Origin of the sequence: Desulfovibrio desulfuricans DSM 642 (assembly GCF_000420465.1) — a bacterium.
Lineage (GTDB): Bacteria > Desulfobacterota > Desulfovibrionia > Desulfovibrionales > Desulfovibrionaceae > Desulfovibrio > Desulfovibrio desulfuricans.
This window is the reverse complement of record NZ_ATUZ01000011.1, coordinates 64,100-89,566: the sequence shown is the minus strand read 5'-3', so window position 1 is coordinate 89,566 and position 25,467 is coordinate 64,100. Positions and strand designations below refer to the sequence as shown.

Annotated in this window: 25 protein-coding genes; 12 read left to right on the top strand and 13 right to left on the bottom strand. The window is 59.7% G+C overall.

Annotated elements, in window-relative coordinates; translation table 11 throughout:
• Positions 1-278: 278 nt before the first annotated feature.
• The 3 genes from G449_RS0101950 to topA form a co-directional block, all read right to left on the bottom strand.
• Positions 279-920, bottom strand: coding sequence for a hypothetical protein (locus tag G449_RS0101950; RefSeq protein ID WP_022657621.1), 642 nt, complete (start codon positions 918-920; stop codon positions 279-281).
• A 216-nt stretch (positions 921-1,136) separates the two neighbouring features.
• The gene (locus G449_RS0101940) at positions 1,137-2,297 is read right to left on the bottom strand and encodes an XdhC family protein (RefSeq protein ID WP_022657619.1); all 1,161 of its coding nucleotides are present in this window, start codon (positions 2,295-2,297) and stop codon (positions 1,137-1,139) included.
• Positions 2,290-4,530, bottom strand: coding sequence for a type I DNA topoisomerase (topA, locus tag G449_RS0101935; RefSeq protein ID WP_022657618.1), 2,241 nt, complete (start codon positions 4,528-4,530; stop codon positions 2,290-2,292). The genes G449_RS0101940 and topA overlap by 8 nt, the downstream gene beginning before the upstream one ends.
• A 393-nt stretch (positions 4,531-4,923) precedes the next feature.
• On the opposite strand from topA, the gene G449_RS0101925 reads away from it, so the two are divergent.
• From G449_RS0101925 to G449_RS0101900, 6 genes are all read left to right on the top strand, one after another.
• Positions 4,924-5,634, top strand: a complete 711-nt coding sequence (locus G449_RS0101925; protein ID WP_022657615.1) for a hypothetical protein — start codon at positions 4,924-4,926, stop codon at positions 5,632-5,634.
• A gap of 122 nt (positions 5,635-5,756) precedes the next feature.
• Positions 5,757-6,392 (top strand): complement resistance protein TraT, encoded by a 636-nt coding sequence (gene traT, locus G449_RS0101920; protein WP_027180621.1) that lies wholly within the window; start codon positions 5,757-5,759, stop codon positions 6,390-6,392.
• A 241-nt stretch (positions 6,393-6,633) separates the two neighbouring features.
• Positions 6,634-7,767: a VgrG-related protein gene (locus tag G449_RS0101915; RefSeq protein WP_022657613.1), complete on the top strand. Its 1,134-nt coding sequence runs from the start codon at positions 6,634-6,636 to the stop codon at positions 7,765-7,767.
• 12 nt (positions 7,768-7,779) lie between these two features.
• The gene (locus tag G449_RS15595) at positions 7,780-9,507 is read left to right on the top strand and encodes a glycosyltransferase family 9 protein (RefSeq protein WP_022657612.1); all 1,728 of its coding nucleotides are present in this window, start codon (positions 7,780-7,782) and stop codon (positions 9,505-9,507) included.
• Positions 9,508-9,564: 57 nt separating this feature from the next.
• Positions 9,565-10,170 carry a DUF8043 domain-containing protein gene (locus tag G449_RS0101905; protein WP_022657611.1) on the top strand — a complete coding sequence of 202 codons (606 nt, stop codon included), beginning with the start codon at positions 9,565-9,567 and terminating at the stop codon, positions 10,168-10,170.
• Positions 10,171-10,185: 15 nt separating this feature from the next.
• The gene (locus G449_RS0101900; RefSeq protein WP_022657610.1) at positions 10,186-10,509 is read left to right on the top strand and encodes a hypothetical protein; all 324 of its coding nucleotides are present in this window, start codon (positions 10,186-10,188) and stop codon (positions 10,507-10,509) included.
• A 389-nt stretch (positions 10,510-10,898) separates the two neighbouring features.
• On the opposite strand, the gene thiE is transcribed toward G449_RS0101900, so the two are convergent.
• Both thiE and G449_RS0101890 read right to left on the bottom strand, forming a co-directional pair.
• The gene (thiE, locus tag G449_RS0101895) at positions 10,899-11,546 is read right to left on the bottom strand and encodes a thiamine phosphate synthase (protein ID WP_022657609.1); all 648 of its coding nucleotides are present in this window, start codon (positions 11,544-11,546) and stop codon (positions 10,899-10,901) included.
• A 17-nt stretch (positions 11,547-11,563) separates the two neighbouring features.
• Positions 11,564-12,610 carry a DUF362 domain-containing protein gene (locus tag G449_RS0101890; RefSeq protein WP_022657608.1) on the bottom strand — a complete coding sequence of 349 codons (1,047 nt, stop codon included), beginning with the start codon at positions 12,608-12,610 and terminating at the stop codon, positions 11,564-11,566.
• 119 nt (positions 12,611-12,729) lie between these two features.
• Between G449_RS0101890 and G449_RS15590 the strand changes: the two genes are divergently transcribed.
• Positions 12,730-15,459 carry a mechanosensitive ion channel family protein gene (locus G449_RS15590; RefSeq protein ID WP_081640437.1) on the top strand — a complete coding sequence of 910 codons (2,730 nt, stop codon included), beginning with the start codon at positions 12,730-12,732 and terminating at the stop codon, positions 15,457-15,459.
• A gap of 140 nt (positions 15,460-15,599) precedes the next feature.
• Positions 15,600-15,947 (top strand): cupin domain-containing protein, encoded by a 348-nt coding sequence (locus G449_RS0101880; RefSeq protein WP_022657607.1) that lies wholly within the window; start codon positions 15,600-15,602, stop codon positions 15,945-15,947.
• Between the two features lie 81 nt (positions 15,948-16,028).
• On the opposite strand, the gene aldA is transcribed toward G449_RS0101880, so the two are convergent.
• Both aldA and G449_RS0101870 read right to left on the bottom strand, forming a co-directional pair.
• Positions 16,029-17,462 (bottom strand): aldehyde dehydrogenase, encoded by a 1,434-nt coding sequence (gene aldA / locus G449_RS0101875; RefSeq protein WP_022657606.1) that lies wholly within the window; start codon positions 17,460-17,462, stop codon positions 16,029-16,031.
• 153 nt (positions 17,463-17,615) lie between these two features.
• On the bottom strand, positions 17,616-18,464 hold the full coding sequence (locus tag G449_RS0101870; protein WP_022657605.1) for an Mrp/NBP35 family ATP-binding protein: 849 nt from the start codon (positions 18,462-18,464) through the stop codon (positions 17,616-17,618).
• A 149-nt stretch (positions 18,465-18,613) separates the two neighbouring features.
• On the opposite strand from G449_RS0101870, the gene G449_RS0101865 reads away from it, so the two are divergent.
• Both G449_RS0101865 and G449_RS0101860 read left to right on the top strand, forming a co-directional pair.
• A complete protein-coding gene (locus G449_RS0101865; RefSeq protein WP_022657604.1) occupies positions 18,614-19,021 on the top strand; it encodes a DUF5320 domain-containing protein in 408 nt (135 codons plus the stop codon).
• 84 nt (positions 19,022-19,105) lie between these two features.
• A complete protein-coding gene (locus G449_RS0101860) occupies positions 19,106-19,480 on the top strand; it encodes a DUF134 domain-containing protein (protein ID WP_022657603.1) in 375 nt (124 codons plus the stop codon).
• A gap of 156 nt (positions 19,481-19,636) precedes the next feature.
• Here the strand turns inward: G449_RS0101860 and G449_RS0101855 are convergent, their stop codons facing one another.
• The 5 genes from G449_RS0101855 to cutA are packed head-to-tail and all read right to left on the bottom strand — an operon-like array spanning position 19,637 to position 22,455.
• Positions 19,637-20,107, bottom strand: coding sequence for a YbaK/EbsC family protein (locus tag G449_RS0101855; protein ID WP_022657602.1), 471 nt, complete (start codon positions 20,105-20,107; stop codon positions 19,637-19,639).
• 56 nt (positions 20,108-20,163) lie between these two features.
• Positions 20,164-20,592 carry a DMT family transporter gene (locus G449_RS0101850; protein WP_022657601.1) on the bottom strand — a complete coding sequence of 143 codons (429 nt, stop codon included), beginning with the start codon at positions 20,590-20,592 and terminating at the stop codon, positions 20,164-20,166.
• Positions 20,593-20,605: 13 nt separating this feature from the next.
• Entirely contained in the window at positions 20,606-21,064 is a 459-nt protein-coding gene (locus G449_RS0101845; protein WP_022657600.1) for a VOC family protein, read from the bottom strand.
• A 57-nt stretch (positions 21,065-21,121) separates the two neighbouring features.
• Complete coding sequence (locus G449_RS0101840) at positions 21,122-22,075, bottom strand: carbohydrate kinase family protein (RefSeq protein WP_022657599.1); 954 nt, start codon at positions 22,073-22,075, stop codon at positions 21,122-21,124.
• Positions 22,076-22,110: 35 nt separating this feature from the next.
• Positions 22,111-22,455: a divalent-cation tolerance protein CutA gene (gene cutA / locus G449_RS0101835; protein ID WP_022657598.1), complete on the bottom strand. Its 345-nt coding sequence runs from the start codon at positions 22,453-22,455 to the stop codon at positions 22,111-22,113.
• A 161-nt stretch (positions 22,456-22,616) separates the two neighbouring features.
• On the opposite strand from cutA, the gene nth reads away from it, so the two are divergent.
• Both nth and G449_RS0101825 read left to right on the top strand, forming a co-directional pair.
• A complete protein-coding gene (nth, locus tag G449_RS0101830) occupies positions 22,617-23,294 on the top strand; it encodes an endonuclease III (protein WP_022657597.1) in 678 nt (225 codons plus the stop codon).
• Between the two features lie 123 nt (positions 23,295-23,417).
• On the top strand, positions 23,418-24,371 hold the full coding sequence (locus G449_RS0101825; protein ID WP_027180619.1) for a chemotaxis protein: 954 nt from the start codon (positions 23,418-23,420) through the stop codon (positions 24,369-24,371).
• A gap of 91 nt (positions 24,372-24,462) precedes the next feature.
• On the opposite strand, the gene G449_RS0101820 is transcribed toward G449_RS0101825, so the two are convergent.
• Positions 24,463-25,380, bottom strand: a complete 918-nt coding sequence (locus G449_RS0101820) for a nitroreductase family protein (protein WP_022657595.1) — start codon at positions 25,378-25,380, stop codon at positions 24,463-24,465.
• Positions 25,381-25,467 lie beyond the last annotated feature (87 nt).

The window sequence follows — 25,467 nt, the reverse complement described above, 5'->3', positions numbered from 1 at the left end:
GGTCATCGCTAAACGTCGTTCCTGGGGGGGGGATCAGCATGAAAGACTTGGCGCGAACAAGCGCCTCATGACGCGTTGGGGGCGTCATACAGCCCCAGCCTGATAAACTCACCGACAATTGCAGTAAACCACCCCTTTAAAAAGCACAGTTCACGCCAAAAAGCAATGTATCGGGCTGTTGGGCAGCCAAATGTTGAATGTGATTATTCCGTGTAATTTCAGGCAGTTATGGTATCGTGGTATTTTTTTATAACACGCTGAAATTATTGACTATTTTTTTAAAAAAATTCTCCATCAGAATCAGGGGTTTCACTCTTCTCAAAGTACTCCCTGATGTGTCTGGCATTGGCGCTTGCGCTGTCCAGAAAGACCACCCACCATACGGTATCCTTAAGCAGCTCCATGCGCTTGAACTTGTGACGCTCGTCAGTCATACGCAGCACGGTTATCTCCAGCTGCTTCTCTGCACCGCTTTCGCCCGCAAAGACAATCCGCAGGCCAACACGGAGCATGACGCGCAGGTCTGTAGGGGAATACTGGGAAAGTATTCTGCCTGCCACATCGGTGGCCTTGAGGAAACTGGTGGCCTGGGTGGATGGAATGCCCACATTGCGCACATCGCCGTTAATCAGCAGTTCCACACGCTTGATGTTGGCCAGATTGATACGGCTGCGGTTGATGACCTTGCCGTCGCGCAGCACACGGTAATAACACGCCCCGATTTCCTCAGAAACGCCCATAACAACAGTGGCGCTCACATCAGGATAAAAAACGCCGATGCTGGCCGTCATGCCGGAGGCCCTGGCAATATCGCCCTTCTCCTCTGCGATGCAGCGCAGATGGCGCGCAGTACGCATCCTGGCATTTATATAAATGCCTACAAGCAGGAGAAACAGCAGGGCGACAATTGTAAGGGTCATGCAAAGCGCCTTGGAGGGTAAGGGATGAAGTATCTGCGCACCCGGCAATCCGGCAGCAGGCAACTGCGCGGCGGAGCGGCGCACACTCGCCTTTCAGGGCCAGTTAACACCTGAAATGCGCCTACAGCAGGCAAAAACCTGCCTGCCCGCATTTCGCGGCAAGAATTTTCAAAAAAATTTTTGCCGGGCAATCAACTCCTTTCATTGTCAACTGCTCTAATCGTCAAACCGCAGACGCACCAGGGTTCCGGCACGGGCGGCCAGCAGCTCGGCCACAATGGAAACTGCAATCTGCTGCGGGGTCTCCGCCTCTATGGAAAGGCCAATGGGGCAACATACGGCAGCAAGTTCCGCATCCGGCACCCCCTGCTTGCGCAAAGCGGCATACACCTGTTCGCGCTTGGTTCTGCTGCCGATCATGCCCACATACTGGGCATGACTTGTCAAGGCCTGAGCCAGGGCCTCACGGTCAAAACTGTGCCCACGCGTGATAATGGCCACAAAATGTCTGCGCCCGATATCGCAGGTCTGCACAAGGTTCTCGTAGCCCGGCAAAACCCGGCAATAGCGGGCCATGGGGAAGCGCCCCGCATTGGAAAACTCTTCGCGGTCGTCCACCACATCCACCACAAAGCCGCAGGAATGGGCCAGCCGCGCAACTTCCAGCGACACATGCCCGCCGCCGCACAGCAGGAGCACTGGCGGCGCATCCAGAGGTTCCACGTAAAAGATGCGTCCGTCAACGCCTGCCAGCCCGGGGCGGCCCTTGCGCTTCTCCAGCAGGGGGTTTACCGCGTCCAGCCCCACGGTCGCGCCTTCGGGCTGAACGGCATGTTCCGGCAGGGCGTCCACAAACAGCCGCCGCTGCGGGGTTTCCGCCTCGCCATGCAGCGAAACGCCGTCCTGGCGCAGTTCAACCAGCCATACGCCCCGACCGCCCAGCCGCAGAACCTCTGCCGCAAGAGCGAACATTTCAGCCTGACGGGGTGCAAGCACCTCGCACAGTACTTCCATGCCGCCGCCGCAGATCATGTCGCTGTTGGGCGTAAAGCCGCTCATGTCGCACGAAACACGCGCAGAAAGGCCGCTTGCAAGGCTGTTGCGGGCCGCTTCCATGGCGCGCGCTTCAAGCAGGCCGCCGCCCACTGTTCCTTCAAATCCGTTGCGAGTCTGAAGGGCGCGGGTTCCGGCTTCGCGCGGGGCAGAGCCTGTACGGCTCACCACAGTCACAAGCACCAGAGGTTCGCCCCCCGTCAGCAGGGCCGCAGCGCGGGCTTCAAGCGTGTCTTCCCACGGGGTTGTCACCAGAGATTCCGGCGTACCCTTGGGGCCTTCGCCGTCTGAAGGCAACAGAGAGGCATCGTTTTTCTTACCCATCTCCATCCTCCTTCACATAGCCGCAACCCTTGACCGGGCAGATGACCTTTGCGCCATCGCGGCTTTTCTTTTCGATCAGATAGGGCGAATTGCACCGTGGGCACGGGCCGGGCACGGGCTTGTCCCACAGGGCAAAATCACACTGCGGGTACTGGTCGCATGAATAAAATATCTTGCCGCGCTTGGTGCTTTTTTCAACCAGCGAACCCTTGCCGCAACGCGGGCAAGGCACCCCGGTGGAAAGCGGAGCCGCGTACTTGCAATCGGGATAGCCCGTGCAGGCAATGAAGCTGCTGCCAGTGCGGGACTTCTTGATCACCAGGTCTTTGCCGCACTGCGGGCATTCTCCCACCTTTTCATACTGGGGCTTTTCCTGGGCCACGGCTTCCACGGTGCCGTCTTCCGTACGCTCAAAATTGCTGGTGTAGCGGCATTCCGGATAGCCGGAACAGGCCAGAAAAGCCCCGGCCTTGCCAAACTTGATGAGCAGATCCTTGCCGCACTCCGGGCAGGGCAGGTTTGCGGGCATACCCCCTTTGAGGCTCTTCATATTTTTGGACGCAGCCGCCAGCGTGGGATTGAAATCTTCCGAAAAACGCCGCAGCAGTTCGACCCACTGTTCCTGACCTTCGGCCACCTTGTCCAGGTTTTCTTCCATCTGGGCTGTGAAGCCCACGTCCATGAGCTTGCCGAAATGCTCCACAAGCTGGGTGCATACCACGCGCCCAAGGTCGGTGGGCACAAAGTGGCGCTCTTTCAGGCTCACGTATTCCCTGTCCTGAAGGGTGGAAATAATGGCCGCATAGGTGGAAGGACGCCCGATGCCCAGCTCTTCCAGCTCGCGCACAAGGCTTGCTTCGCTGAAGCGGGCCGGAGGCTGGGTGAACTTCTGCTCCTTGTCGAGCTTTTCGAGCGTGAGCGTCTGCCCTGCGGTCAGCGGCGGCAGTTCAGCGTCCGCCTCATCCTTGCCGCGCGGCATGGCCGCCAGAAAACCGGGGAACAGCAGGCGCTCGCCCTTGGCCTTCCACTGCGTATGCGCGCAGGCAATACTGACCGTGGTGTCGTGAAAGCGCGCCCCGGCCATCTGCGAGGCCACAAAGCGCGACCAGATGAGCCGATAAAGATTGTACTGCTCCGGCGGCAGGTGAATTTTCACCTCATCGGGCGTGATGGTCACGTCAACAGGGCGGATGGCTTCATGCGCGTCCTGCGCGCCGCCCTTGGCCTTGTAGACCCTGGCCCGCTTGGGCAGATATTCCTTGCCAAAGGTGCCTTCAATAAAGGCCTTGGCCGCATCGCGGGCTTCATCGGCAATGCGTGTGGAGTCGGTACGCATGTAGGTGATGAGTGCCGTAAGCCCCCTGTCGCCCAGTTCAACGCCTTCGTACAGACGCTGGGCAATATTCATGGTGCGCTTGGCAGTGTACGAAAGGCGCTGGTTGGCAGCCTGCTGCAAGGTTGAGGTAATGAAGGGCGGCTGCGGAGCGCGTTCGCGCTCTTTTTCTTCCACACTTTCCACCACAAAGGGCTTGCCCGCCATGGCGTCTTCAATATCCTTGGCCTGGGCCGCATTGCTGACCACGGCCTTTTTGCCGCCCACCTTGGCTAGCTCGGCCTTGAACGGAGGCGGCACGTCCGCTGCCAGCAAGGCTTTGAACAGCCAGTATTCTTCGGGCTTGAAGACCTCGCGGGCCTCCTCGCGCTCAACAATAAGACGCAGGGCCACCGACTGCACGCGCCCTGCAGAAATGCCGCGTTTTATGGACTTCCACAGCAGGGGCGAAATCTTGTAGCCCACCAGCCTGTCCAGCACACGGCGGGCCTGCTGCGCGTCAAAAAGATGTACGTTGAGCTCGCGCGGATGCGCCAGAGCTTCTTTCACAGCTTTGGCCGTGATTTCGTTAAACTGGATGCGCTTGATATCCTTGGCCTTGTCGCGGATAAGCTCCGCCACATGCCAGGCAATGGCCTCTCCCTCGCGGTCGGGGTCGGGCGCAAGATATACGGTATCGGCCTTGGAAGCGGCCGCGCGGAGTTCGCTGACCACATTTTTTTTATTGTCTATAACCTCGTAGTGCGGTGCAAAGTCGTTGGCTTCGTCCACACCAAGCGAGCTGGACGGCAGGTCGCGCACATGGCCAACACTGGCCTGCACCATGTACTGCGGCCCCAGAAACTTCTTGATGGTCTTCACCTTGGCGGGTGATTCCACAATGATAAGCTGTTTGCCCATGCTGCCCCTCGGTTATCTCGTGCTACCGGCAAAAAACGCGCTGTCCTGCTAACGCTCACGCCATCGCGTGGCTGCCGCGCGCACCCTGCACCGTCACTTATATGGTTGCCAGCGCGGCGTTTTCACGCAATTTTTCTTGCGTGCAATCGCAACGCAACACGCCCGCGCAACGATTATTTTCCGTTGCCAAAATCCACTGCAGCGCCATAACGCCCCGTTGGCGGCCATGCGCGACACAACCAATAGCGTCAAGTACGAAGCATTTGTCAAGTCCCGACCCATCTCAGTTCCATACGCCAGCACCGCTTACCCTGGGAACAATCGTGCCAAACTGGACAGCAAGGCCGATCTGCGCTATTTATGATAGTGTTGTTCAAAATTGCAAGGAAGCATATGACAATCTGTTTTCTGCCACGTAACTTTTTTGCGGCTCTGTGCCTGCTGACCATGTTTGCTTTTGGCGCGGGTTGCGCCACGCATCAGGAGCAGCCGGGCACCCCACCTGCCGCAGATTCCGGAGCGCAGCCAGGCAGCGATGCAGATGTTTCTGATGCGCCGCTGCAAAGTGTGCAGCTGCGCAAAGGGCAGACCGTGCACGTGGCAGTGAGCGGCGGCGATGCCTCGTTTAACGCCGACTTTGAATCCATGCTCACGAGTTATTTGCAGAGCGAAAAAGATCTGACCCCCGCCGATTCGGCGCAAAAGGCAGACCTGCTCATACGCGTGAAGGTAGAGGACATATACCCTCTGGGTTCGCGCAACGCGCCTGTGAGCGCAGGGCATGCCCTGGGTTCAACCGCCACCGGAGCCATGCTGGGCGTGCTGCTTGGCGGCACAACCGGCGGCAGAAGCGGGGCAGCATGGGGGGCAGGCGCCGGAGCGGCCCTTGGCCTGGGCGTGGCCCTGCTGGACAGTTCCGGCAAAAGCAAAATATGGGGAATGAAGGCTCTTGTGGGCGTGGGCCGCAACGGACGGGAACCGTCAGATGCGGACATGCACCGCACCACGGTGCGCGCTGAAGGAGCCAACATGGGCAAGGAGGAAATCCTGCCCGCCCTCGAGGACACATTAAGCCGAAAAATTCTCGAGTCGCTGCGCTCCTGATTTCGCGCCAACGCTATCCGCATTCCGGCCCTCGCCCGGCGAGGCTGGTCGCAAATATTATCTCCCCCCGAATACAACTCAGATCCGCGCCTTTTTTGGCGGCGGCATCTCAAAGGAGCAGTATGTCCTTTATCCGCTATAGTCTGATGCTGTGTCTGGCCTTTGCCTCCCTGTGCGGATGCGTGCGCCAACCGGCGGACGCCGCACGTGTGGAAGTGCTGCGTCAGGGCCAGATTGAGGAGCCGGAAGCCGATGTGAACATCCATCCGGCGGTTTATGTTAACGTGCGCGACAATACCAACAAGATTTTCGGCCTGCGCACCCAGGTGGAAACATGGCTGCAACGCCAGGGCTACACGGTAGTGCCAAACCCCAGCGAGGCTGGCTACATCCTCCAGATAGTCGTGCTTGCTGCCGGGACGACCGCACCGGAAACCGCCCGTCAGGTGGTGACTGCAGGGTATGACGCCCCCTCGCAACTGAGCGGCAAGGGCGGCACCGCCCTGGTGGCGGATGTATTGCTGGTGCAGCGCCATGTCCCCAGCACTCAGGGTTCCCGCCGCACAAACCTCAAAAACATTGGCAAACGCAATGCCGTTGGCAGCAGCCAGATGCGCATTGCCCTGCTCGTCCATCAGGAATTCAAGACGGGCGCGGGCATGCCCCCGGTCTTTGCCGAAACTCTTGCCAAAGAACTGGGGGCTTCCGTTCACAGCGCCAACACCGAAGAAGCACCAGCCCAGCCCGCCAAGCAGTAGCCGCTTCCGCACGTAAGGCCCAGCCTGAACCCATACCCCATTGTCTTTCCCAAGGGCAACCGATGCTGTCGGTTGCCCTTGTTATTGACAGCAGCCCGGACTGGTTCCTCCGCCAGCGTCAGCATTCCGGCGCAGACCCGATCCGCAAAATATAACCTGTCGTTTTACCCGCGCATATCCAGAGTTGGCACTGTACTTGCTTTTTCCTCAACGCGGAGCCTCAGCCCCGCAGGAGGAACACATGGCACTTTCCAATTTTCTGATCCGCCCCCCATCTGATGCACAAAAGGCCCAGGCGGGAGCACCACGCCGCACTGCGCCTGCGCAGGCCGGAAACCCCGCGTCCTTTGCCAACATCATGAGCGGCCAGACCACCAATGCGGAAAACGCCCGCACTGCCGAAACGCAGCGCACAGGCATGGCCCAGGTCGGGAACATGGGGCAGCAGGGCATGGTACTGGCAGGGCGCTCGCCCAGCGATCTTGCCCGCGCGCAGGTATTCAGCAAGGCAGAAACCGACATGCGGCAGACCAAGGCCATTGACAGCCTCATGCAGACAGTATCCGGCGGGAACTCAACCCTTGATCTTGCCCGCAGCATGGGTACTGCCCGGCATCTGCGCTCCATGACCAGCGCCATGGACAACCGCATCAAGGGGCTCAACATGGGCGATTTTGTCCATTCGCGCACCCAGCCCCAGGCTCAGGCCCGCACCAAGGCATCGCATAAGGTAGAGGACATGGAGCTCGGTCAGCTTTCAGCCCGCTTTGAGTCTGGCAGCGACGGCATTGCCGCCGTGGGCTATGACCGCAATGGCGGCACCTCCTACGGCAAGTATCAGGTATCGTCCCGCGCGGGCAGCCTGAAGGATTTTCTGGATTTTCTGGATACGGAAGCCCCGGATCTTTCCAAACGCCTGCGCTCCTCCGGCCCCGGCAATACGGGCAGCCGCAAGGGCGCCATGCCCGACACGTGGCGCGCCATCGCCAGCGAACAGCCCGAGCGTTTTGAGGATCTTCAGGAGGCCTTTGTGCGTCAGAGCCATTACAAGCCCGCGCTGGAATCCATATCACAACGCATCGGCCTGAACCCAGACAAGGTTTCCACAGCCATGCGCGAGGTTATCTGGAGCACATCCGTGCAACACGGCCCTGCGGGCGCGGCACGCATATTCGAGCGGGCGCACGCCATGAGCGGCAAACCGACCGATGCGGCCTATGAGCGCAACCTCATCAACAACGTGTACAACATACGCGTGGGGCAGTTCGGATCTTCCGACAGCAATATCCAGGCAGCCGTGGCCAACCGCTTCAAGCAGGAAAAGGCCCTGGCCCTGAACCTTCTGAACGGCGGCAAAACCTCGGCGCTGGCATAAGGCAGTCAATCAATGGAGACCACCTGCTCTGCGGCTCACCGCTCAGGCACCACACTGGTCATCAACCTGACGCGATTTGGCGACCTGCTGCAATGCCAGCCCCTCATTGAGGACCTGCATTGTCAGGGCCAGACCGTGCATCTGGTGTGTCTGGACAATTTTTCCAGCGCCCAGCCCCTGCTGCGCCATGTGGAGCGCACCTGGCCCCTGCCCGGCGCGCGGCTCATGGCCGACATGGACAAGGATTGGCGCATCGCAACGGCGCTTCTGCTGGAATTTGCCCGCGCCGTCAGGAGCGAGGCCAGGCCCGACTGCGTTGTCAACCTGACCACTACCCTGCCTGCGCGGCTGCTCACTGGCCTGCTGGCTGGCGGGCAGGCGGACGGGCAGGCCGAAATCCGCGGTTTCTGCCTAGACGCGCACGGTTTTGGGCAAAACAGGGGCATCTGGTCCACATTTCTGAACAGCGGCGCTACAAACCGACTGAGCGCTCCCTTTAATCTTGCGGATATGTTCCGCATGGTGGGCGCTCCGCACACGCCTGCAGCCGCAGACGTGCAGCCGCGCCAGCGGCTGGCTGATCCGCCCCAGGAAGCCCTGGTTGCGGCGGACGCCCTTCTTGCCGAGGCACCGCCGGAGACATGCGGTTTTGTGGCCATGCAGCTGGGCGCAAGCGAAGCACGACGGCAGTGGCCCGCACATTTTTTTGCCGAGGTGGGCGACCGGCTGTGGCGCGAGCGCAAGCTCTGCCCGGTGCTGCTTGGCTCACCTGCCGAACGCCCGCTGGCCGAGGCCTATGCCCAGGCTGCCCAGGGCCACTGGGTGGATGCCGTGGGCAGGACCAACCTCACCCAACTGGCGGCATTGCTGCGCCGGTCAAAATTGTTGTTTACCAACGATACCGGTACCATGCATCTAGCTGCTGGCCTTGGAGTGCCCTGCCTGGCCATATTCCTAGCCACGGCCCAGCCCTGCGACACCGGCCCCTATTTGCCCGGATGCTGCTGCCTGGAACCTGCCCTGCCCTGCCATCCCTGCCCCTTTGGCCGCCCCTGCCCCAATAATCTGGCATGTGTGACGCACATCAGCCCCCGGAGCGTGGGATCCCTCGCCCTGTCGTGGCTTGACGCTGGACGTTGGGATGCCGCACCGCTTGACCTTGTGGAGCGCGAGGCCCGCGTATGGCTGACGGAACAGGACGACAAGGGCTTTATGACGGTGCGCTGCCTTACGGAGCACACCGCCGAGGATCGCAGCCTCTGGCTTGCGCAGCAGCGGATTTTCTGGCGTCAGATACTTGACGAACTGGACGATGCCGCCCGGCCCGTAGCGACAGGGCAAAAGAGCGCGGATACACGTCAGTCTGAAGAAAATGCCCCTTCAGCATCTGCACACGGCACAGCACATGCGGGCGGTTCGGCTGGCGCGTTTTCTGCCGAATTTGCGCAACGCATGGCGGCATCACTGGAGCAGGCCGCACAACTTTTTGAAATACTTACGCAACAAGGGCAACTGCTGGGCAAAAGCCCCAAGGCAGGGCAATTGTTTTTGCGTAATTGCGAACGCCTGCAAACGGTTTTTGATGCCTGCCCCGAGCTACGCTCATTGGGAGCCTTCTGGCGTGAACTGCGCCAGGAACGCGGCGACCGGCTGGACGACCTGCTGGAGCTTACTGCCCAGCTTGGCGCGCATTTCATTATCTGGCGCCATAAATTTACCGATGGCACGTCATTTGCTTAAACATACTCAGAACACATTACGGTAAAATCTTCCCTGTGGGGAGAGGAGGGAACTGGAATGATAATCATAGACGGCTCACAAAGCGAAAAAAGTATTTCTGCCTTTGCCAACCTTGAGGAACTGCTCAAGGATGTCATGCAGGAAGACCAGATGACCAACCGCGTGGTCACGGACGTTCTGGTAAACAACGAAGCGTTTTCCGAGATCTATCCGCATCAGGCCGAAGACATCGCCTGCTCCGAAATTTCTTCCATTGAGGTGCGCTCCGTGCCCATGGCTGAAATGGCTGTGGACATGTCCGCCGAAATGGGCAAGGTCGCCCAGATGATGGCACACGGCTCGCGCGAAGTGGCCCGGTTGTTCCGCGCCGCCTCCGACACTGACGCCCTGGAACTTTTTCAGGATCTGCTGGACGTGACCCGCGACTTCATGGGCATGCTGGGCGAACTGCGCGCCAACTACACGGATGGCGCTCTGCCCGATTTTGCCGAAAAAACCGAAAAATTTTCCAGCCTGCTTTCTGAAATGGGCGACGTGCTGGAAAACGAAGACTGGATTCTTCTGGCTGACCTGCTTGAATATGAATTCATCCCGCTGTGCGACGATTGGCGCGCCACCAGCGAGATTCTGCACAAGCAGGTTGCCGAACACATGGCCCAATAGGCCTCAGGAGCTCGCATGAATCAGGGAGTATGCCTTCTTGATGAAGCGCTGAACCTTGCCCGCCTGGAAATGGCGGCGCTGGAAGACGGCGCATACGACAGGGCGGTCGAGCTTGCCGAAAGGCGGGGCGAAGTGACCAGCATGGCCTGGCACATGCTGGAAGACAGCCAGGCCGACCAGTACAGAACTCACCTGATTGAACTAGCCCGAGTGCAGGATCAGCTGACGGAACTTGCCACCAGAGCGCACAGCGAAATCAGGTCGCAGTTGCAACGCTCACGCCTTGAAGGTCGCCGCATGCGCGGCTACCACAGGGCAGTGGGCCAGGCACTGCAATAGCGCACCATGCGTTCAGAATCATAAGTGGCGGCATACGCAACAGCGTGTGCCGCCACCTTTTTTGGGGCTGGCCCGCTCCAGGTGTAGAGTGTCAACACGTTGTTCACCCTTCCCTTCACTCGGTTTGTTGTTGTCTGGTAACACCAGCTTTACCGATTTATGGAGGGTGAACAACCTATTGGAATATTACATCTAGGGGCTGTTTCTAAATAAAAGATTTTGCGCCGAGGACAAGGAAAACAGTGTTTTTTACGACAGGAGTGGACTCGCTTTAGCCGTTGCGACGCAGGAAGCTACGGATAAAGACAGCAGCGCTTTTTGTCCATGACTGGAGTAAAAAATGCTGGATGACGCAGTGATCGGCCAAAAGAATTATTTAGAAACAGGCCCTACCCCACCATGCCTTCACGCATGGCCTTGCGCACATCTTCCACTCTGGTGCGGATGTCGGACGCGCCGACCAGTTCGCTCACAAGCGAGCAGCAGCGCGCGCCGTGCCGCGCGACTTCCGCAATGTTATGCCGCTTGATGCCGCCAATGGCCACAAAGGGCAAATCCCCATTGCGGGCAACCCAATCCAGATAGTCGTACCCTACGGGATCAACCACGTCTTCCTTGGTGTTGGTGGCAAAGATCGGCCCCACGCCGATGTAGTCCGCTCCAAGCTTGCGGGCCTCCCGGGCCTGTTCCGGCAGATGGGTGGAAAGGCCGATGATCATTTCCGGCCCCACAAGGCTGCGCACGTCGGGGACAGGCAAATCCTCCTGCCCCACATGCACGCCGTCGGCCTGCACCAGCATGGCAATATCCACGTGGTCGTTGACGATAAAGCAGGCCCCGGCCTCCTTGGTCAGCCGCCGCAACAGGCGGCATTCCTCCAGCATGGCACCGGATTTCAGCTTTTTTTCGCGATATTGCAAAATGCGCACGCCTGCCCCCATAAGGGCGGAAACAACTTCTTCAAGCGGCCTTCCCAGTGAAAGACCAGCATCCGTGATGGCATAAATATCCGTTTCTCCAGGCAGGATTCTGGGCATATGAGGCTCCTTGGCGGCTATTTTCTGAACGCCGCAACAATGCGGCGAAAACAACTGTGTACAAAGCGGGCAGGATGAAAGGACGTGTGCGAAAGCTCCGCTGGCAACTGAAATCCTTCGGATGAAAAATCCGATGGGCTTCGCAGGGGAAAGACAGACCGAACGCCGTCATGCGCCTCTGCCGGGGCGCTGCCCCAGGCACGGCGGCGGCACAGGGCCGCACCAAGCGGCACATCCTGCGGCTCAAGGCCCAATACGGCGTACAGCGCCTCGTCCAGCGCCACGGCAGAGGCGCTGGCCCCTACCACGCCCAGGGCAAAGGGGCTGCCGCTGCTCGGCCCTGTAACATGCATGGCCGTAACGCCGTCCGCAACTGCGGCAACAGGGGGCAAGGCCGCCCACAACGCAGCAAGGCAGTCAGCAAAAAACAGGGGGTCGCGCCCCTCGCGGGCGTGGGCAAAAGCCTTGTGCAGGCCGCGCACGCAACCAAAACAGTTTTTGACGGAGAGCGTCACCAGCATCTGCGCATGGGCCTTGACCCGGGGAACCGACACAATAAAATCACTCTCAAGCGCCAGTCGCGCCACATGAAAGCGCGATCCGCCCGCCTGCAAACCTGCCTTTTGCGCCGCCTCTCCCTCAAGGGGCAGGGGCACCGGCTCCGCAGGGCCGATCTCTTCAACTTCAAGGCCCAGAGGGCGCAAAGCCGCCTCAAGCCCCACAGCCCGCGCCACGGAGGCCGCGCGCCCAAAACCCGGCGAATCCGCCACGCGCACCCGCGCCCCGTAATCCATAAGCCAGGCGCATACGGCGGCCACAACCTGCGGCGAGGCGCAGGCAAGGGGCTTTGCCAGCAAAAGATTGGGCTTTACCAGCACGCGCGCACCGGGGCGCAGGGGGCAAAGCTCCGTCAGGCGGGCAGCGTCCATGACTTCGCCCACAGCCCTGCCCAAGCCGGGGTCATGATAATCCTCTTGCTGCAACAAGGCCACGGGCAGTGAAGCCGGGGCGGCGACAGGGCTGTTTTCCAGCCCGGAAGGCGGGATATTGATGCCGTTTTCCATGCCCGGACTATGCCGCCCGTCCGGCCCCTTGTAAAGACCTCGGCCTTTTCAAACGGCCTTTCTTGACGTATGGAAGGGCATCCACCTTCAGGGACAACCGACTGTAATCTGAGGATTCCATGCACGCACCCAAATTGCTGATAACCGCCCTTTTATTGACCCTGTGCTGTGCCCTGGCCTCTCCCGCCGTATTTGCGGCGGAACCGACCCCCGCCGCCAAACAGGATTCCCCCAAGGCAGACACTGCCAAGCCCGATGCCGCCAAACAGGACGCCCCCAAGGGCGAGAAGGCTGACAAGTCTGACAAGGCCGACAAGCCCGCCGCCAAGACTGACGCCAAAACCGATGCCAAAGCTGATGCCAAGGCAGACGCAAAAGCGGACCAAAAGGCGGACGACAAGGCTGAATCCAAGGTTGACACCAACGAAGAACCCGCCATTGCCACCCTGCCCCTGCGCGATCCATGGGAAATGGTCTGGAGCGGGCAAAAGGCCATGCTCGATGAAATCACCCAGAAGGCCACGGCCATGGGTGATACCTTTGCCCAGCGGTCAACCAATCTGAGCCAGAAGGTTCAGCCCTTCATGGAAGAAGCGCGGCGTCTGCTGGTGCTGCTCAATACGTATAAAAACTGGCCCAACCCCGTTGAAGCCGTCAGCCGCCGCATCACGGCCACGGTGCTTGATCTGCGCAAGGTGCTCGACCCTGTGCTGATTGCGCGCACCGAAGCCCAGGCCCTGCTGGAACGCGTGGGCTATCTGGCCGACAGCATGCCTGAAGACCTGCACGATGGCAGCCTTAGCCCGGAAATGCAGGAATACGGCAAAACTCTGGCGCTCACCCGCCTGCGCCTTACAGCCGTGCTGGCCCAGTACGACTCGGCCCTTGCTCCTGCTCTGGCGCTTATCAAGCGGCTGGAAAAAATGCAGGAAGAGATCAACGCCCAGATCCCCCTGCTGTGGAAAAACTATTATCTGCAAAGCCCGGTGCCCTGGCTCAGCCCCGATGCATGGGCCGACTTTGGGCGGCAGATGCACTATTCCGTTCAGGGCATGATTCTGCGCCTGCCGGTGGAAGTTCCTGTCACGCTTGAGCGCTGGGGCACGGCTGTGCTGCGCTTTATCCTCGGCCTGCTGCTTACCGGCGTGCTCACCGTGTTGCTTTACCGCCGCTGGGCAGCGCAGGATAAGGACGAAAACAGCACCCTGCGGCATGTTTTCCGCGTCAGCCTGCCCTGGCTGTGCGTGGGGCTGGCATTTCTTGGCAGTTCCATGTCCGCATCCGGCGAGTTCTTTCGACTGTTTCTGGCCCTGGGCAACCTGTGCCTCATTGTGGCCCAGATACATCTGGCATGGGACCTGCGCCTGCTGAAATACCCCGAGGTGCCGCGCCAAAAGCCGCCCTTCTGGATACTTATCCAGCCAACGCTGTGTTCATACGTGCTGCTCTATCTGCCGCTGACCAAGCCTCTGGTGCTGGTTATCTGGCTGTGCATCGTCATCATTTCCATTGTGCGGCAACACCGCAGACCCAAACTTGACCTTGGCCCCATGCATGTGGAAACCAGCGTGCTTGAATGCGAACCCATTGTGCTGTGGATATGCCTTGTGCTGACCCTAGCCGGGCTGCACATCTACAGCATGGTGCTGTATCTGCTCTTTGTCTCCTGCTCGCTGGCCCTGCAACTCTGCATGGGCGGCATGTCTCTTGTCAGCAGCCTCAACGACAAGCTGCCTCAGGAAGGCGTGCGCGCAGCTCTTGCTCACCTTGCCGTGGCGCTCTCCGCCCCTGTGGTGCTGGTTGCGGCCTTCGTGGGCGTTTCGCAGTGGGTAGGCACATTGCCCGGCGGCATGTATCTGCTCCAGCATTATGTCCTGCGCGGCGTCAATGTGGGCGCTACGCAGTTCAACGTGCTGCACCTGCTGCTTATCATCAGCATGTTCTACCTCACGCGCACAGCGGTTGCCATGGGCTCGCGCTTTCTGGCGCGTCTGCCCAAGCAGGGGCTGGCCATTGACGCCACGCTCATTCCGCCCATGCAGACAGCCTTTACCTATGCGCTGTGGTGCTGCTTCGGCCTGTTCGCCCTGCGCGCCGTGGGCATGGAACTGAGCAACCTCGCCATGGTAGCCGGTGGCCTTTCTGTCGGTATCGGTTTCGGCATGCAGACCATCGTCAACAACTTCCTGTCGGGTCTGATACTGATCTTCAGCCGCACCCTCCAGGCGGGCGATGTGGTGGAAGTTGGCGGCACCCAGGGCCGTGTGCGCAAAATCAGCGTGCGCGCCACAATGGTGGAAACCTTTGACAATGCCCTGATCATTGTCCCCAACTCGGAATTTGTGGCCAGCCGCCTTATCAACTGGACGCGCAACAGCCGCACCGTGCGCAGGGAAATCAAGGTCGGCGTGGCCTACGGCTCCGATGCCAATGCGGTGATGAAAATCCTGCTGGCCACGGCCAACGCCAACAGCAACGTGCTCAAATATCCCCCGCCGAGCGTGGCCTTTGCTGATTTTGGGGCCAGTACGCTTGATTTCAGCCTGAAGTTCTGGGTGCGGGATTATGACGTGTCTATTTCCACAGCTTCGGACATCCGCGTGGAAATCGAACGCGAATTCCGCGAACAGCGCATTGAAATCGCCTTTCCGCAGCTTGATGTGAACATCAAGGAACTGCCGCCTCGCACAAGGGCGCCCCAACCGCCGACAGAGCCGCGCGCAAGCAAAAGGCGCGCGCCGCGCCGTCCGCGCAAGGTGCTGCCTGCCGGGGCCAAGGGCAAGCCGGACGCCAAAAATGCGCCAGCCGCTGCCCCGGATGACGGGGACGATGACGAGAACAACAACTAAGCGCTTTCCGCGCGAATGATCGCCGCAGCAATGCCCGGTTATCACGCGGGCATTGCGGGCGGGCCTTGCAAAACAAGGAAACACGCTCTTGCAGCCCAGTTTTAACCGGCGCATCCGCGCCCGAACCACAGGAGAACACCATGATCAACCGCGCTGACGCTCTGGAATGCTTTGAAAAGGAACTTTTTGGCGGGCCGGGCGCCGTCCACTTTACCAAGATCGTCAATGAGAACGGGCTGGCTGGCAAAGGCCGTCTGTTCAACATCGGCACTCTCAAGCCCGGCTGTGCCGTGGGCAACCACAAGCACAACGGCGAAATCGAGATATACTACATCCTTGAAGGCGAAGGCATGTACAACGACAACGGCGTTGAAGCCCCCGTCATGGCTGGCGACGTGACCGTGTGCAACGATGGCGAAAGCCACGGCCTGCTCAATACCGGCTCCACGGATCTCAAGATGGTGGCGCTGATTCTGTTTACCAAGTAAGCAAAGCCGCCCCCTGATATGAAACAGACGAGGCCCCTCACTGAGGGGCCTCGTCTGTTTCAGCATATCTGCAATTATTCGTTAATATTGAATATAGGCCACATGGGTCTGGAGGTATTCCATGAGTCCGTGCTTGCCGTCCGCACCGCCAATGCCCGACTTGCGCCATCCTGCATGGAAGCCCTGCATGGCCTCGAAGTTTTCGCGGTTCACGTAGGTCTCGCCAAACTTCAGGCGGTTCACCGCTTCCATGGCCGTAGATACGTTGGTGGTGTAGATGGAGGACGTCAGGCCGTAGTCGCAGTCGTTGGCAAGGGCCAGGGCTTCATCCAGATCGTGAAAGGTCATCATGGGCAGCACAGGGCCAAACACTTCGTTACGCACGATTTCCATGTCCTGCCGGCAGTTGCGCAGCAAGGTGGGCGTGTAGAAGTAGCCGGAATCGCGGTCTGCGGGCGCGCCGCCGACAACGGCTTCCGCGCCGTCCGCTTCCGCGCGCTTGACCATGCCGCTGATCTTTTCAAGATGCTCGGCGCTGATCTGGCTGCACATGTCCGGGGCCGGATCGTCAAAAGGATTGCCCAGCCGCACGGCGGCAAAGGCAGCCGCCAGTTTTTCGGCAAACATGTCGGCCACGCTTTCGTGCACGTAGAGGCGTTCCGCGCAGTTGCACACCTGCCCGCTGAATACCGTACGCGAGGCAGTAACGGCCTTGACCGCCAGATCCATGTCCGCATCGGCGCAGACAATGGCCGGGGCCTTGCCGCCCAGTTCCAGCGAAACCTTGGTGATGTTCTGCGCGCCTGCGGTGATGATGCGTTGCCCGGCCTCCACGCTGCCTGTCAGGCTGACCATGTCTGTCATGGAGCTGGAAGAAAGGGCCTCGCCCAGGGTGCTGCCGCTGCCCGTAACAAAGTTTACCACGCCAGCGGGCAGATCCAGCTCCGTAAGCAGGCTGGCAAAATGCATGACCGTGGCCGGGGCAATACTGCTGGGCTTGATGACCGTGGTGCAGCCCACCAGCAGCGAGGGGGCGACCTTGCGCGCCATGACAAAGAAGGGGAAGTTCCACGGGCAGATGCCCACCACAACGCCAATGGGCTTGCGGTACAGCAGGATATTCTCGCGCGGGCGGTCGCTCTGGATGATCTCGCCCTCGTAGATGCGCGCCCATCCGGCATAGTAGTCAAAATACTCAGCGGTGAGGTCTATCTCTACCTGTGCCAGGGGGTGGGTTTTGGCCTGCTCCTCGGCAAGGATGCGGCCAAGTTCCAGCCTGTGCTTGCGGATGAGATCCGCCATTTTTTTAAGGTATCCGGCGCGGGCCACCGCCGGAAGCGCCGCCCAGGCATCCTGTGCCCTGTGCGCGGCTGCCAGAGCCGCCAGCCCGTCCTCCCGCCCGCCGTTGGGCGTCTGGGCCATTATTTTGCCGGTGGAGGGATTCTCCACCTCAATCATTGCAAAGCCTGTAGGGGAAACCAATTTGCCGTTGATGAACTGTTGGTATGTACGCATGGTTGCTCCTTGGTTTGGGCAAGCATAGGCACACATGGCAACAAAGGTAAAGATACTCCTTTTTTTACGTATTCAGCAAACGCGCATGGCCGCAAGGCAGGGCAACCGTGCAACGGCTCCCGCACCCTGCGGTCATGCGCAACAGACGCTATGCTATACGCGATCCTGCATGCGTGAAATCACGGCCAATGCACCGTCCATAAAGTGCTGGTCCACATCCTCGATGGCGCCCTTGTCACAGGCTTGCGCAAGTGCAGGGTCAATGGGCAGGCGGGCAAGCACCTTCAGGCCGTACCGCTGGGCCACGGCGTCAATATGGCTCTCGCCGAATATCTTGTATTCCTTGTTGTTATCCGGGCATTTGAAGTACGAGTAGTTCTCCACCAGCCCCAGGATGGGAATATCCATCTGGCGCGCCATATCAATGGCTTTCTGCACGATCATGCTCACCAGTTCCTGCGGCGAGGTCACAACCACAATGCCGTCCACCGGCAGGGACTGAAACACGGTCAGCGGCACATCGCCCGTTCCTGGAGGCATGTCCACAAACATGTAATCCACATCGCGCCAGACCACATCCGACCAGAACTGTTTGACCGCGCCGGCAATGATGGGCCCGCGCCAGAGCACGGCATCGGAATCGCCGGGCAGCAGCAGGTTCATGGACATGATGTCTACCCCGCCCTTGCTGCGTTCCGGCACAAGGCCGTCGCCCTCAACATGGGCCTTGCCCGTCAGGCCGAACACACGCGGAATGGAAGGGCCGGTGATGTCCGCATCCAGAATGGCGCAGTGTTTGCCCTGCCGGGTCAGGGCTACCGCCAGCAGGGATGTGACCAGCGACTTGCCCACGCCGCCCTTGCCGCTGACAACGCCTATAACCTTGCCAACGCGGCTTTTGGGGTGCGGCTTAACGCGAAAATCCACCTGCGCCTCCTGCCCCTCGCTGCGCTCGTCGCACTGCTCGCCGCAGGAACCGCACTGATGATTGCAATCACTCATGATTCTTTGCCCTCGCAAGATGAACTGCTTTCAGAAGCTTTTTTTCAGACAAATTGACCTTGCCTGATTTTTTGTTATTGACATATGTCGAAAACAGACATACTCCTATTTATGACATATGTCAATAACAACAACACAAGGAGCATCATATGCCTAATTTCGATCACACAGGCCCTGAAGGCAACGGTTCGCGCACAGGGCGCGGTATGGGCAAGTGCGGCGGCAAGTCCGCCAACGCGGCAGGTCGCGGCATGGGCGCTATGCCCGATGCAGGCCAGACCGCAGATCAGGGGATGGACGCAAGCCAGAATATGGGCCGGGGCATGGGCCAGGGCCAGGGGCGCTGCTGCCGTAACGGGCAACGACACAACAACCGAAGCCGCAACTGTGCCATGAACGGGCAGGAAGCAGGCCAAGGCATGGGCCGTGGCGAAGGGCGTGGTATGGGTCGCGGCATGGGCCGTGGCATGCAGCAGGGCAACGGGTCCGCAGGTCAGGCCGAAAGCTGCGGTGCAGGCCCTGCGGCAGGCAGTGACGCGGCGGGCAATAACGGCTAAAGTATCCGCATATGAATGAGCAAGGCCGCCCGGTCAGTGTGTGCCGTTTGAGCGCGCATTGCCGGACGGCCCAAAGAGGATTGCATGCCAAGACCAAAAAAATGGCGCAAAGTCTGCTGCCTGCCGGAAAACCGCAATTTTGGGCCGCTGCCGGGCTTTGGGCAGAGCGCCCCGCAGGCGCGGCAGGAAGTCATCATGACCGTGGACGAATATGAGGCCGTGCGCCTCATTGATCTTGAGGGCATGAATCAGGAGGCCTGCGCAGAAAAAATGCGCATTGCCCGCACCACCGTGCAGAGCATCTATGCGGAAGCACGCAAAAAACTGGCAGACTCGCTGGTGAACGGCAAGCTGCTGCGCATTGAAGGCGGGGATTATGAACTGTGCGACGGGCACGGCACACGCTGCGGCGTGGGCGGATGCCATAGACGGCGCGGAGGCGGCGGCTTTGGGCAATAATTATGCTGCACCAGGCCAGCGCAATACGCCTGCCGACACGGCAAAACATCTCTTGAGGCCGCAGCTGCGGCCTGCCAAAGGCATTACGCCCGCAGGTTCACACACGGCCCCTGCCGCAACGCATTATTATCCTACGGACGCATCAGCACAAAAAAATCAGGATTCTTCGTTCTTGCACACGTCCACCCACACGCCGCCCGTGACCCGCTCAAGCTCCGCCAAGGTGAGTTTGGCGGCATTGTTGGGCGCGCCCGCAGCCGGATACACCGGATCATAGCGCCTGAGGCTTTCATCCAGATACACGGCAACGCCCTCGGGCAGGGCAAAGGGGCAGACGCCGCCCATAGGATGCCCCACCTGGGCCTCCAGATCTTCGGGCTTGATAAAACGGGCCTTGGCGTGAAAGGCATCCTTGAACTTACGGTTGTCCAGCCGGGCCGTGCCCATGGCCACCAGTACCAGCGGAACATCGTTGACGCTAATGGAGAGGCTCTTGGCAATGCGCCCAGGCTCGCAGCCAATGGCCTGAGCCGCCAGATCAACTGTGGCGCTTGAAACTTCAAACTCCCGGTACGCCTCTTCAAGCCCGTGGCGGGCCAAAAACTCCCGCACTGCATCAACGCGCATTTCTTTCCCTTATTTTTGCTGCAACGCGGGGCTTCTGCCGCTCGCCGCAGGCATTATCAGCGGCGCACCACAAGCGCAATGCCCGCCAGCACCAACACCAGCCCAAGCATTCTACGCCAGTCAAAAGGAATGGCATTGAGGCCGAACCAGCCGTTATGGTCGATGATGGCCGCCATAACAAGATTGCCAAAAATCATGGCGACCAGCGTAGCCAGCACGCCAATACGCGGCGCGGCCAGGGTTGTGCTCACAACCATGAACGCTCCCAGCACACCGCCAGCCCACTGCCATGCAGGGGTTTCAATCACGCGGAACACATTGCCCCGCCCCATCAGCAGAACCGGGACAGCCAGAAAAACCGCGCCTATGGCAAAGGAAATAAGCCCGCTTTCCAGCAGCCCCACCGTACGGCTCAAGGCCGCGTTGATGGGCGGTTGCAGGGCTACAATGCAGCCCGCAAATACCACCAGCGCAATGTAGTACATGCCGCCTCCCTGCTCAGGCTGTTTCCTCCGCCGAAGCCGCCTCGCGCAAAAAGGGCGTGTGCGTAACAGCCATGAGTATGCCCTCGGGGCTAAGGAATCTGGTGACGGTCTGCCCCCAGGGTTCTTCCTTCAGCCGGAGGAGCAGCTCATAGCCGTTCTGCTCAAGAATGCGCGTGGCGGAAACAATATCTTCCACATCAAGCTCAAGCCAGGACTGCGGCACAGGCAGGCGCTCCGGCCAGACCTCCTCGCCAAAGCAGGAGAGCGCGGCCTTATCCAGCGGCCAGAGGGCGAAATGTTTTACGCCCTCCAGACACTGGGAATGCCAGTAACCTTCATAGCCTTCCTCATGTTGCAGGGGCAGGCCCAGCACCTTTCTGTAGAGTTTGCCGCTTGCGTCCGGGTCAGCCACCACGGGGCCAAAACCAGCCACAAACAGAACCCGTATGCCCTCAGGAAGCTTGTTCTGCATGTCTTACTCCCGGCTTACAGCCCGTTGGGGTTATCTGCCGCAGGGGCGGCTTGCCGCTTAAGCCAGAATGCCTTCGGGCAGGGGACCGAACACGGCCTCATACCTCTGACGGAAGACTTCCGGCGAATACCCGTGTTCCTGCGTGCCCATTTTTTCAAGGCAGAAGCTGGCGCTCACAGAGCCGAGCTTGGCGGCTTCGGGCATGGCAAGCCCGTGCAGCAGGCCCTTGAGCAGGCCCGCGCGATGCGCGTCGCCCGCGCCGGTGGGGTCGAGAACCTGGCGCGGCGGCACGGAGGGAATGCGCGTTTCTGTGCCGTCTGCGCCGCGCACCAGCGCGCCGTCCGCACCGAGAGTGGTCACAAGCCACAGGGTGCGGCCCACCAGCTCGTCCTCGCTCTTGCCCGTGGCCTTGCAGATCATGTTCAGTTCATAGTCATTGGTGATGCAGGCAAAGGAGCCTTCAATGGCTGCCAGCAGATCGTTGCCGGTGAGCACGGGCAACTGCTGGCCGGGGTCGAAAATATAGGGAACGCCCTTTTCGCGGTAAAATCCCGGCAGGCGGCGCATGTCTTCCACATTGCCGGGGGAAATGATGGCAATGTCCTTGTCCGCATCAATGGCGGGGAAGTTGTAATCGGCAGGGAGGCTCATGGCGCCGGGGTAAAAACCGGTGATCTGGTTGCTGTTGAGATCGGTGGTGATGTAGCACAGGGCGGTAAAGATTTCTTCCGCCCGGCGGATACCTTCCAGCGGCAGCCCCATATTTTCCAGCACAATGGCGTAAGGGCCAAAGTCGCGCCCCGCGGCGGCAACGATGGTGGGCTTTTCGCCAAGCAGGGCCAGAGAATAGGCAATATTACCCGCGCAACCGCCGCGCCGTTCATCCATGCCGTCCACCATGAAGCTCACGTTGATCATGTGCAGCTTGTCCATCAGGATGTGATCCTGAAAACTGCCAGGGAAGGTCATGATGCGGTCAAAAGCCAGTGATCCTGAAACATAGATGGACATAGTTTCCTCTTGGTGACGTGACGGATGAAGGTTGGTCAGGCCGTGGGCGGCAGACTGTTTTCTGTAATCCAGCGCAAAAAAGGCTGATGGCCGTCTGCAATGGGCATGGCGACCACGCAGGGAACTTCATAACTGTGCAGTGCGCGCGCCTTTGCCATAAAACATGGCAATGCGGCTTCGCTCACCTGGGCCACCAGCAGGCATTCCCCGGCTTCGTGCACCTCGCCCTTCCAGCGGTAAACCGACTGCGCGCCGGGCACGATGTTGACCCCGGCGGCCAGCCGCAGACGCACCAGCTCGCGCGCGAGCGTCAGCGCCTCCTCCTGGGTTGGCGTGGTCATATAGACCAGAAAAACCTTGCTGTTTTCCCCGTGTTCCATGAAGGCATGCTACACGTAGCCGAAAAAAAAACAAACCCTGCACCCAGGGCGTGATACTGTAGCCAAACGGAGGCGGGACTGGCTCCATTGCAGAGAGTTATGCCACGCTCACAGCCTGCGCCCTTGCTTGCGGGCATGCGCTCGCTGTGGCATAAAGAGACATGAGCGTAAAATCATCCCCACAGGCAACGGCCCGGAACGTTCTTGCCGCCCTGCAAAAACGCTATCCACACCCGCGCACTCATCTGGACGCCCAAAATGCATGGGAACTGCTGGTAGCCACAGTGCTGGCGGCGCAGTGCACAGATGCCAGGGTGAATACCGTTACGCCGGAGCTGTTCCGCCGCTGGCCCTCCCCTGCCGCTCTGGCAGAGGCCCCGCTGGAAGAACTGGAAAGCGTCATCCGGCCCACAGGATTTTTTCACAGCAAGGCCAAGAATCTGCTGGGCGCGGCGCGGCGTGTGCGTGATGTTTTTGACGGACAGATTCCCAAAAGCATTGAAGACCTCGTCACCATCCCCGGCGTTGCCCGCAAAACAGCCAATGTGGTGCTGTTTGGCGCATACGGCATCAACGAGGGGCTTGCGGTCGATACGCATGTAAAACGCATCGCCTACCGCCTGGGGCTGACGGACGAAACCGATCCCATACCTATTGAGCGCGACCTCATGAAACTTTTTCCGCGCGAGGAATGGGGCGATGTGAACCACCGCATGGTCTGGTTTGGGCGCGAAGTGTGCGATGCGCGCAAACCCCTGTGCGACACATGCGAAATGCTGAGCTTCTGCCCCCGGCGCGAACCGCCCAAGGCAGCCAAGGCCGCGAAGGGCCGCAAATAGGTTTTTGAACAAAGGCCTTAAGGGAATGCATATCCTGCCGATACATCTCAACAGCAGTTCCCGTAAACGGAGCACACGATATCGGTGGAAAGCCACGCCTTCCGCAGCACAGGATGGAAAGCCATGTCGCAAAACAGCTTGCTGAACGTTAGCAATAACGAACTTGAAATTATTGAATTTATCATTGATGAAAAGCAGCCGGACGGCAAGGTTTACAGCGGGCATTACGGCATCAACGTTGCCAAGGTGCTTGAAATCATCCGGCTGCCCAATATCACCAGTGTGCCCAGCAAGTGCGACCCTTCAGTACTCGGCACGTTCAATCTGCGCGGCAGGGTGCTGCCCATATTGAACCTTGCCGCATGGCTGGGCAAAGAAATGGCCACGGAAGAAAACACCAAGGTCATTGTCACCGAATTCAGCGGCGTGCAGGCGGCGTTTATGGTCTCCTCCGTCACCAGCATCCACCGCATGACCTGGGATCGCATTGAACCGCCGAACCAGTACGTGCAGGCCTATTCGCGCGAAAGCATCACGGGCGTTCTGCGTATTCAGGACCGTGTGCTTTTTATTCTGGACATGGAAAAAATCCTTGCCAGCCTCGACAGCACGCTGGACATGTCGCAGGTTGAGGTGGACACCTCCCCAGTGGAAGGCGCCGGTCAGTTCCACCTGCTGGTGGCTGACGATTCAAGTTCGCTGCGCAACGTCATGCAGTCGTCGCTGGAAAAATCCGGTTTTCAGGTCACGGCTGTGGGCAGTGGGCGCGCCGCTTGGGATTTTTTGATGCACACCCGTGAGGAAGCCCAGGCCAAGGGCAAGGAACTTACGGATGCGGTGCATCTGGTTATTTCCGACATTGAAATGCCGGAAATGGACGGGCACATGCTCACGGCAAAAATCCGTGAAACCCCCGGCCTCAGCACACTGCCCATCATCCTGTTCTCCTCGCTCATCACCGATGCGCTGTATGAAAAGGGCGTAAAGGTGGGGGCAGACAGGCAGGTTTCCAAGCCTGACCTACCCGGTCTGAACAAGATCATACGCGAAGTTATTTCCGAAAAACTGAACAAATAAAGGGTCGGAGCATCATTGCTCCAAGCAGCTCACGGTCAGATTTGCCAGCGCCGCAGGGACATATCCTGCGGCGCTTTTTATATACGGGCGGCTATGCCCGATGCACCGAGGCAAAACTGCGTTCAATACCCTTGTTGTAATGGATGCCCGGATAGCCAAACAGTACCACCACGCCCTCGCGGCTTTTGCAGCGGATGCCGTGCCGTTTGCGAAAACGCGCAGCGCTGCCGCCCCACTGCAACAAAGGGTGGATGGAACCTATCATGCAGGTGCCAAGGCCCAGAGCCTCGCCCGCCAGCATGGCAAGGGATGCGGCAACCAGCGGATCAGCGGGGTCTGCCCAGGGCGAACCGTAAAAATACATGACCAGGGGCGCATCATAGGTCACGATACTTTTTCCCGCATCCATTGAAGACGTGAACGCCGCCAGCGCAGGCCGCACAAAATTACGGAACAGCCCGTCATTGGCCTTGCCCCAGAATGGGCGCATAAGCCAAAGAAACCAGGGGGCAGTGAGCCAGCCAAGGGTTTTGAGGTGTGCGCAAAAATCACTGGTGAAGGCGCGGTTTTTCTCCCGGCTGTCCAGCACAAGCACATTGACGTCCGAAGGCGGCACTCCGGTGGGCGCGGTGCGGGCCGCGTCAAGGATGCGCTCAACCAGCTCCGGCCCCACCTCGGCGGGCATAAATTCGCGCACGCTTCTGCGCCGGCGTAGCAGGGCGTAATAGGCATCAAAACTCGCGGCGCTGCTCTGGGGCGGCAGGGCAAACATATCTTCCGGGCCCAACGCCCGGCCCCGCACGGTTATGGCCCCGGCAGGACAAACAGCCATGCAATGGGCACAGCCCACGCAGCCAAAAAGAGGTTGGGGGGCAAGGCAGGCCTTGCCGCCTTCAATCCGCAGGCCAAAATCCTTGCACACGGCCACGCACTGGCCACAGCCAGTGCAGAGCGCGGTTTCTATGCATACAGTGGCCGCGCTTTGCGTGCGTGATGTGGGAATGGCCATAATGTCCCCTTGCAGCAGTGATAGTAGTTGCGTCACAGTAGTACGCAGGACAGAACGCTTCAAGCAAGCCATACCGGGAGCCTTTCA

Bases quoted from the DNA above. Each gene is read 5' to 3' on its own strand.
- G449_RS0101950 (WP_022657621.1), bottom strand. From the start codon at position 920: ATGACCCTTACAATTGTCGCCCTGCTGTTTCTCCTGCTTGTAGGCATT.
- G449_RS0101940 (WP_022657619.1), bottom strand. From the start codon at position 2,297: ATGGGTAAGAAAAACGATGCCTCTCTGTTGCCTTCAGACGGCGAAGGC.
- topA (WP_022657618.1), bottom strand. From the start codon at position 4,530: ATGGGCAAACAGCTTATCATTGTGGAATCACCCGCCAAGGTGAAGACC.
- G449_RS0101925 (WP_022657615.1), top strand. From the start codon at position 4,924: ATGACAATCTGTTTTCTGCCACGTAACTTTTTTGCGGCTCTGTGCCTG.
- traT (WP_027180621.1), top strand. From the start codon at position 5,757: ATGTCCTTTATCCGCTATAGTCTGATGCTGTGTCTGGCCTTTGCCTCC.
- G449_RS0101915 (WP_022657613.1), top strand. From the start codon at position 6,634: ATGGCACTTTCCAATTTTCTGATCCGCCCCCCATCTGATGCACAAAAG.
- G449_RS15595 (WP_022657612.1), top strand. From the start codon at position 7,780: ATGGAGACCACCTGCTCTGCGGCTCACCGCTCAGGCACCACACTGGTC.
- G449_RS0101905 (WP_022657611.1), top strand. From the start codon at position 9,565: ATGATAATCATAGACGGCTCACAAAGCGAAAAAAGTATTTCTGCCTTT.
- G449_RS0101900 (WP_022657610.1), top strand. From the start codon at position 10,186: ATGAATCAGGGAGTATGCCTTCTTGATGAAGCGCTGAACCTTGCCCGC.
- thiE (WP_022657609.1), bottom strand. From the start codon at position 11,546: ATGCCCAGAATCCTGCCTGGAGAAACGGATATTTATGCCATCACGGAT.
- G449_RS0101890 (WP_022657608.1), bottom strand. From the start codon at position 12,610: ATGGAAAACGGCATCAATATCCCGCCTTCCGGGCTGGAAAACAGCCCT.
- G449_RS15590 (WP_081640437.1), top strand. From the start codon at position 12,730: ATGCACGCACCCAAATTGCTGATAACCGCCCTTTTATTGACCCTGTGC.
- G449_RS0101880 (WP_022657607.1), top strand. From the start codon at position 15,600: ATGATCAACCGCGCTGACGCTCTGGAATGCTTTGAAAAGGAACTTTTT.
- aldA (WP_022657606.1), bottom strand. From the start codon at position 17,462: ATGCGTACATACCAACAGTTCATCAACGGCAAATTGGTTTCCCCTACA.
- G449_RS0101870 (WP_022657605.1), bottom strand. From the start codon at position 18,464: ATGAGTGATTGCAATCATCAGTGCGGTTCCTGCGGCGAGCAGTGCGAC.
- G449_RS0101865 (WP_022657604.1), top strand. From the start codon at position 18,614: ATGCCTAATTTCGATCACACAGGCCCTGAAGGCAACGGTTCGCGCACA.
- G449_RS0101860 (WP_022657603.1), top strand. From the start codon at position 19,106: ATGCCAAGACCAAAAAAATGGCGCAAAGTCTGCTGCCTGCCGGAAAAC.
- G449_RS0101855 (WP_022657602.1), bottom strand. From the start codon at position 20,107: ATGCGCGTTGATGCAGTGCGGGAGTTTTTGGCCCGCCACGGGCTTGAA.
- G449_RS0101850 (WP_022657601.1), bottom strand. From the start codon at position 20,592: ATGTACTACATTGCGCTGGTGGTATTTGCGGGCTGCATTGTAGCCCTG.
- G449_RS0101845 (WP_022657600.1), bottom strand. From the start codon at position 21,064: ATGCAGAACAAGCTTCCTGAGGGCATACGGGTTCTGTTTGTGGCTGGT.
- G449_RS0101840 (WP_022657599.1), bottom strand. From the start codon at position 22,075: ATGTCCATCTATGTTTCAGGATCACTGGCTTTTGACCGCATCATGACC.
- cutA (WP_022657598.1), bottom strand. From the start codon at position 22,455: ATGGAACACGGGGAAAACAGCAAGGTTTTTCTGGTCTATATGACCACG.
- nth (WP_022657597.1), top strand. From the start codon at position 22,617: ATGAGCGTAAAATCATCCCCACAGGCAACGGCCCGGAACGTTCTTGCC.
- G449_RS0101825 (WP_027180619.1), top strand. From the start codon at position 23,418: ATGTCGCAAAACAGCTTGCTGAACGTTAGCAATAACGAACTTGAAATT.
- G449_RS0101820 (WP_022657595.1), bottom strand. From the start codon at position 25,380: ATGGCCATTCCCACATCACGCACGCAAAGCGCGGCCACTGTATGCATA.